A 14,202-nucleotide genomic window follows, 5' to 3' on the forward strand; every position below is an offset into this window, starting at 1 on the left:
GGCACCGGGTCGCGGCGGGCGACGGCCTGGTCGGCGAGGGCCAGAAGGGCATGCCAGGCAGGCTCAGCATGACCGCCTGCACCGAGCGGCACCGGGTCGCGGCGGGCGACGGCCTGGGAGGGGCAGCATGACCGGGGCATTGTTCGGGTTGACCTTTGCGGTCGCCGCGCCGTTCTGGGCGCTCATGATCCTGGTGCCGGGCTGGTCCTGGACCCGGCGGATCATCGCCTCGCCGCTGATCGTGCTGCCGGTCGTGGTGATCTACGCGCTGCTGGTCGTCCCCGCCTTCGGCGAGGTGCTGCCGGCCGTCGCCTCGCCCACCCTGGGCGGCGTCCGCGAACTGCTCGGCACGGCCGACGGCGCGGCGGCGGCCTGGGCCCACATGCTCGCGTTCGACCTCTTCGTCGGCCGCTGGTCCTGGCTCGACAGCCGGACCCGCGGTGTCCCCGCGCTGATCATGTCGCCGGTGCTGCTGCTCACGATCCTGCTCGGCCCCCTGGGCCTGCTGGTCTACCTTCTGGTACGGGTCCGCTACCGCCCCGCCGAGAGCGCCTAGGGTGGTCCTCGTGGGATGGGTGGCACGGCTCTTCGACGCGCGGGACACGTTCGTCCGGATGCTGTTGCTGGACCTGAGCGGCCTGAGCTACCTGTTCTTCGGCACCCAGGCCGGCCGGGCGCCCACCCCGACGCAATGGCTGCTCGCCGTGGCCGCGTTCGCCCTCGCCCTGATCCTGCACCGCCGGCAGCTGCCCGGCCTGCTGGCCCAGACCGCCCTGCTGGTCGTGGCGTTCTGGCTCATCGACGACACGACGATCAACCAGGTGGGCACCAGCTGGCTGCTGCTCGAAGTGGCGCTGTGGGCGCCCCGGCCGCGCATCCTGTGGTCCTGCGCGGGCCTGGTCGCGGCGGTCTACCTGGCCTTCACCCTGGGCCGGGACCCGTCGGAGGTCTCCGGGCCGGTCTTCGGGCTGTTCATCGTGATCGGCGTCCCGGTGCTGCTCGGCCTGGTCATCCGGACCACCCGCGAACTGGGCGTGCAGGCCCGGCGCCGGGCCGAGTCGGAGAGCCGGGCGGCCCGCGCGGACGAACGCTCGGCGATCGCCCGTGAACTGCACGACGTGGTCGCGCACCACGTCGCGTCGATGGTGCTGCGGGTCGGCGTGGCCCGGCACGTGCTGCCGGACGTGGACCCGCGGGTGACGGAGGTGTTCGACGACGTGCACAGCACCGGTACGGCCGCGCTGGCCGATCTTCGGCAGCTGGTCGCGGTGCTGCGGGACCCGTCCCGGCGTACGGATGCGGCCCTCACCGCGATCGAGCCCGGCGCGCTGCCGGCCGCCCTCGAAGCCGCGGTCGAAACGGCCCGGCGGGCGGGACTGACGATCGACGCGACCATCGCGCCGGAGGCCGGAACGCTGGACGTGGTCCGCGGCCTGGCCGTGCTGCGGCTGACCCAGGAGGCGCTGACCAACGTGGCCAAGCACGCCGGACCGGCTGCCCACGCGAGCCTGCGGGTCGAGGTGACGGACGGGGACGTGCACTGGTCGGTGACCGACGACGGCGGCGGCGTGGTGCCCGGACTGCCGTCCGGCGGCGGCCACGGTCTGACCGGGATGCGCGAACGGGTCGAGGTGCTGGGGGGCCGGCTGACGGCCGGACCGGCCGCGGGCGGCTGGCGGGTCGAGACCGTCCTGCCGGCCGGCCGGTCCACGGAGCCGGTGTGATCCGCGTCCTGCTGGTCGACGACCAGCCGCTGATCCGGGCCGGCCTGCGGATGCTGTGCGACGCCGAAGCCGACCTGACGGTGGTGGGCGAGGCGGAGAACGGCCGCGACGCGGTGACGCTCGCGGCCCGGCTGGCCCCCGACGTGATCGTCATGGACCTGCGGATGCCGGGCGTCGACGGCATCACGGCGACCGGCCGCATCCTGGCCGAACGCCCGGGCGCCCGGATCGTCGTGCTGACCACCTTCGGCGACGACGACCACCTCTATCCGGCGCTGACCGCCGGGGCGTGCGGCTTTCTGCTGAAGGACGCGCCGCCGGTCGAGCTGCTCGACGGGATCCGGCGCGCCGCGGCGGGGGACAGCCCGTTCAGCCAGGACGTGTTGCAGCGGCTGGTGCGGCGCGCGGTCGCGGCCCGGGTGGAGCAGCCGCGGCCGGTGGCGGGGCTGACCGCCCGGGAGCAGGACGTGCTGGAGCTGGTGGCCGAGGGGCTGTCCAACACGGAGATCGCCGACCGGCTGCACATCGGCGTGACGACGGTCAAGACCCACATCACCAGCCTGATGACCAAGACCGACAGTCCCAACCGGGTGCGGTTGGCGCTCTTCGCCCGCGGCGGCTGATCGCGCGGGGCGGCCTTTTCGCCCGCGACGGCTGATTGCCCACGGCGACCGATTGCCCGCGACGGCTTATTGCCTGCGGCGATGGCCGTTCGGCCGGCTCGGTCGCTGTCGGCTCGCGGTGACCGCTGCTCGGCCGGGTCAGAGGCCGCGGGTGGTGAGCCAGCTCTCGACGCGGGTGATGACCTTCTCCGGGGTGCGGCGGGCCCACAGGAAGTGGTCCGGGACCGCGTCGATCGTGGCCCGGTCGACGTCGGAGGGCAGCCGGGCCGCCAGGTGGTCGACCGCGGCGCGCGGGATCATCCGGTCGCCGGCGATGTCGACGAGCAGCGCGGGCACGGGCAGGCCGGCCAGCGCGGCCTCGTAGTCGGTGCGGTCGCCGCGCAGGCGGTAGCGGCCGTAGCGGGCCTCGTAACCCCAGTCGTTCATCAGCGTGCGGGGCTGGCGTCCCGCGAAACCGAGCCGGTGCCCCGGCCAGTAGCCCAGCGAACAGGTCACCGCGCCGACGAAGCGGACCCCGGCGGCGCGCTGGGCCCGGGCGAGCCGGCCGCTGCGGGCGAACGGGGAGCTCGTACCCGTGGCCAGGGTGACGACGGCGTCCGGGCGTACCGTGCCGGCGGCGCCCGACAGCAGTGCGAGCTGACCGCCCAGGCTGTGGCCCACCAGCACGACCTTGGCCGCGCCGGCGACGGCCGGGTCGGTGAACACCGCGGGCAGGTCGTCGCGGACGAGATGGGCGTAGCCGAACGAGTCGCGGCGCAGGTCGGCGACCGGGCTCCGCGGCATGCCGCGCAGCTCCACGCCGACGACGTGCCGGCCGGCGGCCGCCCAGGCGCGGAACAGCGGGCCGTAGTAGGCCACCGGCACCCCGAGCGCGGGCAGGAAGACCACGGACGCGGCGTGACCGGGCCGGCCGTACTCCTCGACGGTCAGGGTGACGCCGTCGGTGGAGGGCACCGGATGCACGCGAGGTTCCATCGGGACAGTGTCCGGGTGGACGGTCGTCGACAGCGATGTGATCTCCCACACGCAAAAGACCGGGAACCCGTGGCGGCGGGTTCCCGGCCTTGGTGCCTTGTCACGGTATCGCGGGATCAGCCCTGGCGGCCGTTCCAGCGGGGGTTCTTGCGATTGATGACGACCATCCGGCCGCGCCGGCGGGTGACAACCGAACCCGGCTTGCTCTTGAGCGACCGGAGCGAGTTGCGAACCTTCATGATGCCTCCTCGGTCCTGCCAACGCCGCCGGTCACCCCGGCATTCCGGAAACTGTCGGAGGCTGCCGCCATGATGACCGGGCCGAAGGGAAGGAGTGGGTGTGGCCGAGGTGATGGTGCGCGACGAGACCATGACGGGCCGGGCGATCGACGAGTGGATCCTGCCGGATCTGCCCGACGAGATCACCGCGCGCGAGCTGCTGCGCCTGCGGGTCCGCGAGGAGGTGGCCCGCTTCCACGCCACGGCGGGCGAGGCCTTCCGCGGCCTGACGGCTTCCACGGTACGGAGGGGACAGCGCCTCGACTGGACCGCGCAGGCCGACGCGGCGTGCCGGGCGTTCAACCGCAACGGCTTCGTGATGATCGTTGGCCGGCGCCAGGTCGACGACCTCGACCAGCTCATCGACCTGCGCGGCGATCCGACGGTGGCGTTCATCCGCCTGGTCCCGCTGGTGGGTGGCTGATGGCGCCGATCCTGCTCGATCTGACCCCGGCGGTCGACCCCGACCCACGCCTGCACGAGGTGCGGACGACAGACGCCGACCCGGCGCTGTCCGCGGACCACCGCCGGCTGATCTGTCTGCGCCTGCACTGGGAGGCGGCCCGCGACGACGCCCCGTTCGTGCATCCGGCCGAGGTGATCGCCGCGCTCGCGACCGACGACGTGCGCTGGACCCGGGACGACCTGATCTGGAGCCTGCGGGTGCTGGCCGGCGAGACCGGACGGGCTGACGGCTCGCCCTGGCGCCTGCCCGCCGTCATCGGTGCCGCGCTGCCGCCGGAGGAGCTGCATGACCTCGTGCCGGCCTTCGAAGCGGTGCTGGACGCGGTGAAGACGAGCTATCTGGCTGTGCGGGTGCGTCATTCGCTGTCCCAGGCGTACGGCGCCGTGCTGGACCGGATCGATCCTGGTGGCCTCGGTCATGTGCTGCCGGCGGACGACGTGTTCGACGCGGCGGTGCAGGAGTCGCTACGGCCGTTGCTGACCGATGCCGGGGCGCGTGCGGTGCTGCGGCACGCCGGGTCGCTGACCAAGCCGGTGCCGGCCAAGGGCTGGCTGAAGCGGGCGGACGAGCTGCTCGACGCGGCGGGCGTTGTCGGTCCTCTGCTGGAGCGGTTCTGCGCCTATCAGGGGCCGGTCGGTGAGGACACCGATGTGCTGGTGCGGGGGCTGATCTGGTTCGCGGCCCGGGATCCAGGGTCGACGGCTCTGCTGGCCCGGGTCGCGGTGCGGGCGGGCACGGCATCCGCGGAGGTGCCGGCGCCGCGGACGACGGCGGCCGCGGTGGAGATCTTGGCGGATCGCGAGGGTGACGCGCCGGTGCGGGCGCTGGTGCGGCTGGCGCTGACGGTGCGGAGCAAACCGTTGCTGGCGCGGGTTCGCACCGCGGTCGCGCGGATCGAGACCGCGCGTGGCTGGGCGGCCGGTGAGGCGCTGGAACTCGGGATCGACGACCACAGCCTGGATGCGCGGGGGCGGCGCTGGCTGGTGCCCGGCTCCGTCCTCGTGGAGGTCGTGGACGGCAAGGCGCGATTGGTGGTCATGCGGGACGGCCGGCCGCTCAAGCGAGTGCCCGCCGATGTGGACGTCACGGAGGCCCGGGCGCTGGTCAAGGAGATCACCAGGACGCTGGCCGCGGAACGCGATCGGATCGAGGCGCTGCTGTCCCAGGAGCGGAGCTGGGCGTGGGCTGACTGGGTGGCGCGCTACTTGGATCATCCGCTCACGGGAGCTGTCGCCGACCGCCTGATCTGGCAATCGTCAGTGGACGGCGGATCTTGGCGGGCCGGCATTCCGCATCGCGGGGCCGACGGCGGCTGGACGCTGGTGGATGAGGCAGGTGACCGCTTCGAGGCTGTCGGCGGACGAGTGCGGCTCTGGCATCCCGCGTTGGCTGGGCCCGGCGAGGTGACGCGCTGGCGTGACCACATCGGAGTGGAGGAGTTGCGGCAGCCGTTCAAGCAGGCGTTCCGGGAGGTCTATCCGCTGACACCGGCAGAGGCTTCGAGCCGGACTTCGTCGCGGCGTTACGCGGGGCACATTCTGCGCTACCGCCAGGCCAGCGCTCTGATGCGGACCCGGGGGTGGGCGGCGAGCTACCTGGGGACGTGGGACCAGGGCCACCGCACGGAAGCGGCGAAGGACCTCGGTGGCGGCGAATGGCGGGCCCTGCTGGCCCACGAGGCGGCCGGAGCGTCGGACCACCAGGTGGTGTTCTGCACGATCGGCGAGGTCCGCTTCGCCCGCCGCGCCGGCGGGGCGTGGCAGGATGCACCGCTGGCCGAGGTGCCGGTGCGGGTGTTCAGTGAGGCGATGCGCGACGTGGATCTGTTCGTCGGCGTCACGTCGATCGCGGCCGACGAGGCCTGGCCGGACCAGGAAACCTCGCCTTTCCGCGCCTATCGGGAATCGGCCGGCTTCGGTGCTCTGACCGCCTCGGCCGAGGTACGCCGCGACGTGCTGGCCCGGCTCCTGCCCCGGCTGTCGATCGGGCCGCGCTGCGAGCTGACCGACAGATACCTCCGGGTCCGCGGAAACCGTGGCACCTATCGGATCCACCTCGGCTCGGCCAACATCCTGATCGAGCCCGACGACACCTATCTGTGCATCGTCCCCGACCGCAAGCGCAAGCCGGCGGTCCACCTGCCCTTCGACGACGATCGGGTGCTGTCCTTGATCCTGTCCAAGGCGATCCTGCTCGCCGCTGACGACACGATCACCGACCCCACGATCGTGCCGCAGCTGCCGGCCGGCCGCGGACCGGCCGATCCAGAGCAATGGCAGGGTCCGCCGCCGCCGCCGCCGCCGCCGCCGCCGCCGCCGACGACGCCGACGCCGCCGCCGACGCCGCCGACGCCGACGCCGCCGCCGACGCCGACGCCGACGCCGACGCCGACGAGGGCGTGGCGATGGCGATGGCGGCGGTAGTGGTGGTGGTGCCGGGTGCGGGGAGCCGGTGGCTCAGGCCGGGTCGTCCGGGATGGTGCCGACGCGGATCTGGGTGTGGTCGATGCGCCACTGGTGCCGCGATTCGGGCGGTGGCGTTCCCGCGCGCGCGATTCGGGCGGTGGCGTTCCGGCGCCCGCGATCCCGGCGGGGCGGCGAATTGCTGTCGCAGGTGCTCGATCAGCTCCCGTGCTTCGCGGAGCTCGGCCGGCGAGTTGCCGGGGCGTCGATGCTCAGGCCCAGCACGGCCGCGTCGTCCTCAGCGACGGTGATCATCGCCCAGGGGTGGTTGCGGCCGTGCAGGTACAGCGTGAAAGCCTCAGTGCCGTCACTCGAGCGGAGCTCGGCCGGCGCCGCGGCATCGGACCCGGTCGGCGCGCCCGTGACGTAGGTGCGCAGGAAGCAGGGCAGCTGGTCGTCGCCGGATGCCTCGGTGGCGACGAAGTGATCGACGAACGCCCGCAGCAGCTCAGGCGTCGACACCTGGACCTCTCAGCAGAACGACATGTCAGGCCGGGCGGGCGCGGTCCGTGGCCAGGTGGACGGCGAGCGCGCCGAGCACCGTACCCATCAGGTAGCGCTGCATCCGCAGCCAGCCCGGCCGCCGGGCCAGGAAGACCGCGATGCCGCCCGCCGCCGCCACGATCAGCAGGTTGACCGTCAGGCTGACCAGGATCTGCACGCCGCCGAGCACGAAGCCCTGGGCGAGCACGTGCCCGGCTTCCGGGCGGACGAACTGCGGGATCAGCGACAGATACATGATCGCGGCCTTGGGGTTGAGCAGGTTGGTGAGCAGGCCCATGGTGAACAGTCGGCGCGGCGAGTCGCCCGGAGCGGAGGCCGGAGCGGAGGCCGGCGCGAAGATCGACGTGCCGCCGGGGCGCAGCGTCTTGACGGCGAGCCAGCCCAGGTAGGCCGCGCCGGCCAGCTTGACGGTCGTGTACGCCTCCGGGACGTGCACGAAGATCACCGAGAGGCCGAGGTTCGCGGCGGTCAGATAGACCAGGAAGCCGATGACCACGCCGCCGAGCGAGACGATGCCGGCCCGCCGGCCCTGGGTGATGCTGCGGGAGACCAGGTACATCATGTTCGGGCCCGGGGTGAGCACCATGCCGAGGGCGACGACCGTGACGCCGAGCAGGGACGCGAGACTGATCATCCGTCCAGCGTCGCCGCCGGCTGCGGGATCCGGCGAGAGCCAAAACCCGATCGGTGGTACGCGATCAGCGCCGTGACCGCCACCGCGACGATGGCCCCGCCCGTCGCCAGCGTCATGTCCTTCTGGGCGTCCCACAGGTCACCCTGCTGACCGTTGTAGGCCTCGGCCGCCCCGGGCGCCAGCGTCATCGCGATGCCCCACTCGAACAGCTCGTACACCGCGCTCGTGGACAGCACCACGTCCACCGCCACCAGCGCCGACCAGCGGATGCCGCGCCCGGCTTCCCGGAACCGGGCGAAGAGCACCGGACCGGAACAGAGCCCGTACGACAGGTGCACCAGCCGGTCGAAGTTGTTGCGCTGCCACCCGAAGAGCTCGTTGAGGCGTACGCCGAACAGCGCCTCCGTCCAGTCGTCGTACGGCACGAACGAGTAGATCCACCGGGCCGCCACCGAGTGCAGCACCAGGAAGATCAGGATCAGCAGGAACGACGCGTACGGCAACGGGCGGCGCCGTTGCACGAGCAGCAGCGCCGCCAGGCCGAGCACGGTGAGGGAGTGGTGCATGGCCTGCTCGACCGGATGCTCCGGGCGCCACCAGGTGGCCGCGACCACGATCAGGAAGACGCCCAGCGTCCACCGGTACGCGAGGGGGAACGGGGGCACAGCCGCACTCTAGGCGGCCCGGTCCAGTCTGGAGGGTTGACAGTCACCCCCGGGGTGACACATGCTCTACCCATGAGCCGTCAACCCGGGGGTGACAACAGCTGGGACGTCGTCCTGGCGCACCGTACCCCTGACACCCGTGCGCCGGTCCGCGAGCGTTTCGAGTCGGCCGGGGTGGCCCCGGAGCTGGTGCGCTCGGCCCTGGCCGACGGAGGCGACGAGATGTTCGCCGCGGCCGCCGGCGGTGCGGCCGACTGGGCCGGGCCGTTCGGCGGTCCGCTCGCCGTCGCGCTGATCGCGGCCGAGGTCAGCGCCCTCACCGCCCACCTGACCTCCCGGGCCTCCGCGGTCCGGGCGCTCGCCGTCGAGGCCCTGCTCGACGACTTCAGCGCGGTGACGGTCGCCGCCCGGCTCGGCGTCTCCCGGCAGAAGGTCTACGACATCGCCCGCCCCAACCCCACCAGCTCCTTCATCGACCACGCGCCCTGGAGGCTGCCGTGACAACCCTGGAAGAGGCACCGACCGTCATGGAAGAGCTCGTCGACCTGCCCGACCCCGAGACCCAGCCGCTGGTCCACCCGCTGGACCTGCCCGCGGCCCGCACCGACTTCCGCAACGGCTGGCTGGTCGGCGCGGCCACCGGTCTGCCGGTGGCCGCCCTGGTCGCCGGGATCATCGCCTACCTGACCCGCAGCGTGATCCCCCCGATCGTCGCCTTCCTCGCGCTGAGCGTCTTCGGGGCGATGGCGAGCCGCTTCGCCATCAACCGGGCCTGGGACCACATCCCGCGCAAGCGCCAGGACCGGGAGCGGCCGCTGCCGCGAAGCTGGGATCTCGGCGCCGCCGCCATCCTGGCCCTGGCCCTGGGCGTCGCTCTGCTGCTCATCGTCTACCGCCTCGATGACGCGGATGTGCCGGTCGACGTGCGGTCGTTCACCTTCGGCATGAGCGCGGTGGCCGCGCTGCTGGTGCTGGCGGACGCGGTGTTCGGGCTGCTCCGGCCGGCCCGCCGGGCCCGGGCGCTGGCGAGCCTGCCCGGCGTCGTCGTGGTGGCGGTCGCAACCGTGCTGGCGTACGGGGCCTGGTTCGACGGGGACGCCGTGGGCTCGCTGCTGTTCTGGGGAGCCGTCTCGATGGCCGCCGCGGGACTGCTGGCCGGGGCCGGCCGGTTGCGGGAGCGGCGCCGCGTCAACGCCCGTGCCGGGCAGCCATAGCGTCGACCGCGTTCTTCGCTTCCAGCAGGGTGGCGCCGGTCTCGTCGCGATAGGCCTTGATCGCCGCCACCCGCTGGTCCGCGAAGATCAGCCGGAGCACCTCGGGCAGCTCCCGCTCGCGGACCGTGATGCCCAGGTGCCCGACCACCGCGTCGAGCTTCTGCTCGATCGCGGTGAGCCGAGCGGCCGTCCGCAGTTGCTCCCGCCGGGAGTTCGCCGAGGCGGCCAGGCCCAGCAGGATCAGACCGACCAGCAGCACGACGAGCGCGACGGTCACGAGGATCTCCATGGCGTCATCGTGGCAAGCCGCCGCCAATCACCCGCCGTGCAACGCCGCGTACTTCTCCGCGATCGCCGCCGACTCGCTCAGGTCCGCCTCGACCACCGGCAGCGCCGGCGCGACCTCGGCGCCCAGCTCGGCGAGCAGCTGCGCCAGCAGGGCCGCGGCCGCCGCCGCTTGCGGGGCCACACCCGCGGTCACCACCGGTACGGCCCGCTTGCCGGCGAGCGCAGCGGCGGGCAGCTGGTCGAGCAGCACCTTCAGCACCCCGGTGTAGCTGCCCTTGTAGGTCGGCGTGGCGACCACCAGCAGGTCAGCCTGGCGGACCGCCGTCACCGCGGCCGCCGTGGCGGTGTCTCCCGGGGTCAGCAGGCCCGCACCGAGCGCGCCGACCTCCACCACGGTGGCGGCACCACCCAGCGACTCCCCGACGGCCGAGGCCAGCACGGAGGTCCGCGATCCGGGCCGCGGGTTACCCGAGACGACGACGATTCCGCTCATGCGCTTGCTCCCAGTTTCAGCAGGGGGAGGACGCCCTCGCCGAAGCGGTAGGCCTCCTCCAGGTGTGGTTGTCCGGACAGGATGAAGTGGTCGATGCCGAGCGCGTGATACTCGGTGAGCCGCTCGGCGACCTCGGCGTGGCTGCCGACCAGCGCGGTGCCCGCGCCCGGCCGGACCAGGCCGAAGCCGGCCCACAGGTTGGGGGAGACCTCGAGCGAGTCGCCGCCGGCCAGCTGCGCCATCCGGCGCTGACCCTCGGATTCCGTACGGGCGAAGCGCTCCCGGGCCGCGGTGACGGCGGCCACCGGCACCCGGTCGAGCAGGGCGCGCGCCGCCGCCCAGGCCTCGTCGGCGGTGTCCCTCGTGATGACGTGCAGCCTGATCCCGTACGTGAGCCGGCGGTCGGTCAGCGCGCGCACCGCGGCCAGCTTGGCGGCGACCGCGTCCGGTGGCTCACCCCAGGTCAGGTATGTGTCGACGTGCTCGGCGGCCACCCGCAACGCCGGCGGTGACGACCCGCCGAAGAAGATCGGGGGTACGGGGTCCGGCGGCTGCCGCGTCGTCGCCCCCGCGATCCGGTAGTGCTCACCGGCGAAGTCGAACGGCTCGCCCGACCAGGCGCCCCGCAGCACCTGGACGAACTCGGCGGTCCGGGCGTACCGCTGGTCGTGGTCCAGCCAGTCGCCGAAGCGGCGCTGCTCGGTGGACTCCCCGCCGGTGACCACGTTGAGCATCAGCCGCCCGCCGGAGATCCGCTGGTAGGTCGAGGCCATCTGGGCGGCCAGGGTCGGCGACACCAACCCGGGCCGGAACGCGACCAGGAACCGCAGCGTGGACGTCTCGGTGAGCAGCGCGGCGGTGGTGAGCCACGCGTCCTCGCAGAACGTGCCGGTCGGGGTGAGTACGCCGGTGAAGCCGAGGCGCTCGGCCGCGCGGGCCACCAGCGCCAGGTAGCCCAGCTCGGGCGGGCGTTCGGTGGTCACGGTGGCCGCCGCCTGCCCGCCGCTGGTGATGCCGTGGCTGTCCCCGGCGGTCGGCAGGAACCAGTGGAACTCCATCTACGCCGACCGCTTGAGGTGCGCGTACGTGCCGTCGTGGTAGACGAGCGGGGTGACCGTCGTGTCCTCGTGGTGCTCGCCCAGCTCCGGCGCGGCCAGCACGATGGTGTGGTCGCCGGCCTCCACCCGCTGGGTCACCCGGCACACGATGCGGGCCAGCACACCGTCGAGCAGCGGCACCCCGTCCGGTCCGGGCCGCCAGGCGCCGTGCGCGGCGAAGCGGTCGATGCCCCGGGTCGCGAACGTGCGGGCCACGTGCTCCTGCTCCCGGGTCAGCACGTGCACGGCGATGGTGCTCGCCGACGCCACGGCCGGCCACGCCGAGGCGGTCTTGGCCAGGCAGAACGAGACCAGCGGCGGGTCGAGCGAGACGGAGGTGAAGGAGGTGGCGGTGAAGCCGGCCGGGGGTTCGCCGGGCGCGGTGATCACGACCACGGCGGCGGCGTGGCGGCGCAGCAGCGCCCGGAAGAGGTCGGCGTCCACGGCACGGTCCTGGTGGAGAGGGGTGACGGTCATGGTGGTCCCCTAAGCAGCGACGAGGGAGCGGTGGGCTAGTTCCTGCCTGACGAGCGGGATGAGGTGCCTGCCGTAGTCGACCGCGTCGTCGACGGGGTCGTAGCCGCGGATCAGGATCGTGGTGACGCCGAGGTCGACGTAGTCCAGCAGGGCACGGGCCACGGTCTCGGGCGAGCCGACCAGGGCGGTCGAGTTGCCCTGGGCGCCGCTGGCCGGCGCGGTGGCCGTCCACAGAGCCCGGTCGTGCCGGTCACCCTTGGCCGCGGCCGCGAGCAGGCGCTGCGAGCCGACGTTCTCGGGGTGCGGGCCGCCCAGCACGCGGGTGTTGTCGCCGGTGAAGGAGCCCTTGCCGCCCTTGCTCTCGATGATGGTGGCCAGGATGCGCTCGGCCCGTTCCCAGGCCAGCTCGTCGGTCGCGGCCAGGATCGGCCGGAACGAGACGCTGATGCCCAGCGGGCCGCGCCCGGCCGCGGCCGCCGCGGCCTGCACGGCGGCGATCTGCTCGGCGGTCTCCTGCAGCGGCTCACCCCAGAGGGCGAAGACGTCGGCGACCGCGCCGCCGGTGCGGTACGCCGCCGCCGACGAGCCGCCGAAGTACAGCGGGATCCGGTGGGCCGGCTGGGCCTGCAGCGAGAAGTTCTCGAAGCGGTAGAAGCGGCCCTCGTGCGAGAACGGCTCCGGCGCCGACCAGGCGCGGCGCAGGATCCGCAGGTACTCCTTGGTGCGGGCGTACCGGTCGTCCTTGCCCAGGTAGTCACCGTCGCGGCGTTGCTCGGCGTCCGAGCCGCCGGTGATGGTGTGCACGGCGACCCGGCCGCCGGAGAGCTGGTCCAGCGTCGCGAAGGTGCGCGCGGCGGTGGTCGGAGCGACGAAACCGGGGCGGTGGGCGATGAGCAGCCCGAGGCGTTCGGTGTGCGCGGCGGCGTACGCGGCGACCTGCGTCCCGTCCGGCGTGGACGAGCCGTAACCGATCAGCACCCGGTCGAAGCCGCCGTCCTCGTGCGCCCGGCTGAAGCGCCGTACGTACCCGGGGTCGATCGGTGGCCCGCTGGGTGCGCGGGTCTCGGACACGTCCCGGGTGCCGATCATGCCGACGAACTCGACGGTCATCAGGAATTCCTCTCGAGCTGGGCGCGACCGGCGGCGGTGAGGACGACGTCGTCCTGCGGGGTGTGGATGCGCCCGCAGAGCACGTCGCGCAGATGGCGCTCGAGCGGGTGCCGGCGGCTGAGCCCGGCGTTGCCGATGAGGGCCACACCGCGCTGCACGGCCTCGATGGCGGCGGTGGTGGCGACGGTCTTGGCCAGGCCGGGCCGGGCCGCCTCCACCGGCTCGCCGCGGTCGATGGCCTGGGCGATGCTGTCGACCAGCGTTGTCGCGGTGAGCAGCTGGGCGGAGATCAGGCCGACCTCACTCTGGAAGCGGGGGAGCGCGGCCAGCGGCTTGCCGAGGTTGGTGGGCACGCGTTCCCGCAGGTAGCCGGTGAGCCAGTCGACGGCCGCGGCGGCCACCCCGAGGTAGATGGCGGCGATGCCGAGGGCGTTCCAGGCGCGCAGGCCGCCGGGGTCCGCGCCGGGCGCTCCCGGTTCGGCCAGTTCCAGCGTCGCCCCGAGCGGTACGGGCACCCGGTCGAAGGTCACGTCGTCACTGCGCGAGGCGCGCAGGCCCAGGTGGTCCCAGGTGCGCTCGACGGTGATGCCGGGGGAGTCGGTGCGGACCAGGAACGCTCCGGTGCGTACCGGATCCTCGTCGGTCCGGGCCCAGACCTGCATCCAGCGCAACCCGGCCGCGCCGGTGGAGAAGATCTTGTGGCCGGTGAGCTCCCAGCCGCCGGCGGTCCGCCGGGCGGTGGTGGCCGGCAGGCCGCCGCGGGCCGGGGTGCCGAGGTCGGGCTCGACCCGCAGGGAGTTGATCAGCGTGGGCCGCCGCACCGACTCGGCCAGCACCTCGGCGTAGGAGTCGGCCGGCCAGGCGGCCCAGGCGGCGTGCGCGAAGAGAGTCATCGCGCTGATCAGGGCGACCGACGGATCGCCGCGGCCGAGGGCGGTGAGGACCCGCACGGTGTCGGTCAGGCCACCGCCCGGGCCGCCGTGCTCGGCGCCGACGGTGAGGGTGAGCAGTCCGGCCTCGTGCACCACGGCCAGGCCGGCATGCGGCAGGTCCGCGGTGCGGTCGTGCTGCTCGGCGTGGGCAGCCAGGGCCGCGGTCACGTCCACCAGGTGGGAAAGGCGGGGCGTCGGCAGAGCCAGGGCATCCGCAGCGGGGGTGGGCATGGCCCCAACCGTGCCCTCCTTGCAGCGCG

General features: G+C 73.4%; 18 protein-coding genes. 7 read left to right on the forward strand and 11 right to left on the reverse strand.

Features of this window, described 5'->3' with window-relative positions; all coding sequences use genetic code 11:
- Window positions 1–127: 127 nt before the first annotated feature.
- From AB0C12_RS29160 to AB0C12_RS29170, 3 genes are read left to right on the forward strand one after another with little or no spacing between them, the layout of a single operon-like run.
- A complete protein-coding gene (locus tag AB0C12_RS29160) occupies window positions 128–556 on the forward strand; it encodes an ABA4-like family protein (protein ID WP_360553032.1) in 429 nt (142 codons plus the stop codon).
- Window positions 557–566: 10 nt separating this feature from the next.
- A complete protein-coding gene (locus AB0C12_RS29165; RefSeq protein ID WP_360553033.1) occupies window positions 567–1,724 on the forward strand; it encodes a histidine kinase in 1,158 nt (385 codons plus the stop codon).
- On the forward strand, window positions 1,721–2,347 hold the full coding sequence (locus AB0C12_RS29170) for a response regulator transcription factor (RefSeq protein ID WP_360553034.1): 627 nt from the start codon (window positions 1,721–1,723) through the stop codon (window positions 2,345–2,347). The genes AB0C12_RS29165 and AB0C12_RS29170 overlap by 4 nt, the downstream gene beginning before the upstream one ends.
- Window positions 2,348–2,485: 138 nt before the next feature.
- Here the strand turns inward: AB0C12_RS29170 and AB0C12_RS29175 are convergent, their stop codons facing one another.
- Both AB0C12_RS29175 and AB0C12_RS29180 read right to left on the reverse strand, forming a co-directional pair.
- Window positions 2,486–3,322 (reverse strand): alpha/beta fold hydrolase, encoded by an 837-nt coding sequence (locus AB0C12_RS29175; RefSeq protein ID WP_360553035.1) that lies wholly within the window; start codon window positions 3,320–3,322, stop codon window positions 2,486–2,488.
- A gap of 116 nt (window positions 3,323–3,438) precedes the next feature.
- Complete coding sequence (locus AB0C12_RS29180) at window positions 3,439–3,561, reverse strand: ribosomal protein bL36 (protein WP_015624451.1); 123 nt, start codon at window positions 3,559–3,561, stop codon at window positions 3,439–3,441.
- Between the two features lie 100 nt (window positions 3,562–3,661).
- On the opposite strand from AB0C12_RS29180, the gene AB0C12_RS29185 reads away from it, so the two are divergent.
- Window positions 3,662–4,024: a hypothetical protein gene (locus AB0C12_RS29185; RefSeq protein ID WP_360553036.1), complete on the forward strand. Its 363-nt coding sequence runs from the start codon at window positions 3,662–3,664 to the stop codon at window positions 4,022–4,024.
- Window positions 4,024–6,489 (forward strand): DUF4132 domain-containing protein, encoded by a 2,466-nt coding sequence (locus AB0C12_RS29190; protein ID WP_360553037.1) that lies wholly within the window; start codon window positions 4,024–4,026, stop codon window positions 6,487–6,489. Before AB0C12_RS29185 ends, AB0C12_RS29190 begins: the two co-directional genes overlap by 1 nt.
- A gap of 198 nt (window positions 6,490–6,687) precedes the next feature.
- Here the strand turns inward: AB0C12_RS29190 and AB0C12_RS29195 are convergent, their stop codons facing one another.
- From AB0C12_RS29195 to AB0C12_RS29205, 3 genes are read right to left on the reverse strand one after another with little or no spacing between them, the layout of a single operon-like run.
- Entirely contained in the window at window positions 6,688–6,990 is a 303-nt protein-coding gene (locus AB0C12_RS29195; protein ID WP_360553038.1) for a hypothetical protein, read from the reverse strand.
- Between the two features lie 25 nt (window positions 6,991–7,015).
- The gene (locus AB0C12_RS29200) at window positions 7,016–7,666 is read right to left on the reverse strand and encodes a LysE family translocator (protein WP_360553039.1); all 651 of its coding nucleotides are present in this window, start codon (window positions 7,664–7,666) and stop codon (window positions 7,016–7,018) included.
- Window positions 7,663–8,331, reverse strand: coding sequence for a DUF2238 domain-containing protein (locus AB0C12_RS29205; protein WP_360553040.1), 669 nt, complete (start codon window positions 8,329–8,331; stop codon window positions 7,663–7,665). Before AB0C12_RS29205 ends, AB0C12_RS29200 begins: the two co-directional genes overlap by 4 nt.
- 72 nt (window positions 8,332–8,403) lie before the next feature.
- Here AB0C12_RS29205 and AB0C12_RS29210 point away from each other — a divergent pair, with 72 nt between their 5' ends.
- Together AB0C12_RS29210 and AB0C12_RS29215 are read left to right on the forward strand one after the other, a co-directional pair.
- Window positions 8,404–8,832: a hypothetical protein gene (locus AB0C12_RS29210; protein WP_360553041.1), complete on the forward strand. Its 429-nt coding sequence runs from the start codon at window positions 8,404–8,406 to the stop codon at window positions 8,830–8,832.
- On the forward strand, window positions 8,829–9,545 hold the full coding sequence (locus AB0C12_RS29215) for a hypothetical protein (RefSeq protein ID WP_360553042.1): 717 nt from the start codon (window positions 8,829–8,831) through the stop codon (window positions 9,543–9,545). Before AB0C12_RS29210 ends, AB0C12_RS29215 begins: the two co-directional genes overlap by 4 nt.
- On the opposite strand, the gene AB0C12_RS29220 is transcribed toward AB0C12_RS29215, so the two are convergent.
- Genes AB0C12_RS29220 through AB0C12_RS29245 form a run of 6 tightly spaced genes read right to left on the reverse strand, consistent with a single transcriptional unit; the run spans window position 9,520 to window position 14,173 of the window.
- On the reverse strand, window positions 9,520–9,834 hold the full coding sequence (locus tag AB0C12_RS29220) for a hypothetical protein (protein WP_360553043.1): 315 nt from the start codon (window positions 9,832–9,834) through the stop codon (window positions 9,520–9,522). The two genes, AB0C12_RS29215 and AB0C12_RS29220, sit on opposite strands and share 26 nt — an antisense overlap.
- Before the next feature lie 27 nt (window positions 9,835–9,861).
- Window positions 9,862–10,326 (reverse strand): NAD(P)H-dependent oxidoreductase, encoded by a 465-nt coding sequence (locus AB0C12_RS29225; RefSeq protein ID WP_360553044.1) that lies wholly within the window; start codon window positions 10,324–10,326, stop codon window positions 9,862–9,864.
- Window positions 10,323–11,384 (reverse strand): LLM class flavin-dependent oxidoreductase, encoded by a 1,062-nt coding sequence (locus AB0C12_RS29230; protein WP_360553045.1) that lies wholly within the window; start codon window positions 11,382–11,384, stop codon window positions 10,323–10,325. Before AB0C12_RS29230 ends, AB0C12_RS29225 begins: the two co-directional genes overlap by 4 nt.
- Window positions 11,385–11,900, reverse strand: coding sequence for a flavin reductase family protein (locus tag AB0C12_RS29235; RefSeq protein ID WP_360553046.1), 516 nt, complete (start codon window positions 11,898–11,900; stop codon window positions 11,385–11,387).
- 9 nt (window positions 11,901–11,909) lie between these two features.
- Window positions 11,910–13,010, reverse strand: coding sequence for an LLM class flavin-dependent oxidoreductase (locus tag AB0C12_RS29240; protein WP_360553047.1), 1,101 nt, complete (start codon window positions 13,008–13,010; stop codon window positions 11,910–11,912).
- Window positions 13,010–14,173 (reverse strand): acyl-CoA dehydrogenase family protein, encoded by a 1,164-nt coding sequence (locus AB0C12_RS29245; protein WP_360553048.1) that lies wholly within the window; start codon window positions 14,171–14,173, stop codon window positions 13,010–13,012. Before AB0C12_RS29245 ends, AB0C12_RS29240 begins: the two co-directional genes overlap by 1 nt.
- Window positions 14,174–14,202 lie beyond the last annotated feature (29 nt).

The organism is Actinoplanes sp. NPDC048967, from assembly GCF_040649415.1.
In the GTDB taxonomy this organism is placed as follows: domain Bacteria; phylum Actinomycetota; class Actinomycetes; order Mycobacteriales; family Micromonosporaceae; genus Actinoplanes.

Excerpts from the sequence above, each read along its gene's own strand:
- AB0C12_RS29160 (WP_360553032.1), top strand. The coding sequence starts at position 128 with ATGACCGGGGCATTGTTCGGGTTGACCTTTGCGGTCGCCGCGCCGTTC.
- AB0C12_RS29175 (WP_360553035.1), bottom strand. The coding sequence starts at position 3,322 with ATGGAACCTCGCGTGCATCCGGTGCCCTCCACCGACGGCGTCACCCTG.
- AB0C12_RS29180 (WP_015624451.1), bottom strand. The coding sequence starts at position 3,561 with ATGAAGGTTCGCAACTCGCTCCGGTCGCTCAAGAGCAAGCCGGGTTCG.
- AB0C12_RS29190 (WP_360553037.1), top strand. The coding sequence starts at position 4,024 with ATGGCGCCGATCCTGCTCGATCTGACCCCGGCGGTCGACCCCGACCCA.
- AB0C12_RS29200 (WP_360553039.1), bottom strand. The coding sequence starts at position 7,666 with ATGATCAGTCTCGCGTCCCTGCTCGGCGTCACGGTCGTCGCCCTCGGC.
- AB0C12_RS29210 (WP_360553041.1), top strand. The coding sequence starts at position 8,404 with ATGAGCCGTCAACCCGGGGGTGACAACAGCTGGGACGTCGTCCTGGCG.
- AB0C12_RS29220 (WP_360553043.1), bottom strand. The coding sequence starts at position 9,834 with ATGGAGATCCTCGTGACCGTCGCGCTCGTCGTGCTGCTGGTCGGTCTG.
- AB0C12_RS29225 (WP_360553044.1), bottom strand. The coding sequence starts at position 10,326 with ATGAGCGGAATCGTCGTCGTCTCGGGTAACCCGCGGCCCGGATCGCGG.
- AB0C12_RS29230 (WP_360553045.1), bottom strand. The coding sequence starts at position 11,384 with ATGGAGTTCCACTGGTTCCTGCCGACCGCCGGGGACAGCCACGGCATC.
- AB0C12_RS29235 (WP_360553046.1), bottom strand. The coding sequence starts at position 11,900 with ATGACCGTCACCCCTCTCCACCAGGACCGTGCCGTGGACGCCGACCTC.
- AB0C12_RS29240 (WP_360553047.1), bottom strand. The coding sequence starts at position 13,010 with ATGACCGTCGAGTTCGTCGGCATGATCGGCACCCGGGACGTGTCCGAG.
- AB0C12_RS29245 (WP_360553048.1), bottom strand. The coding sequence starts at position 14,173 with ATGCCCACCCCCGCTGCGGATGCCCTGGCTCTGCCGACGCCCCGCCTT.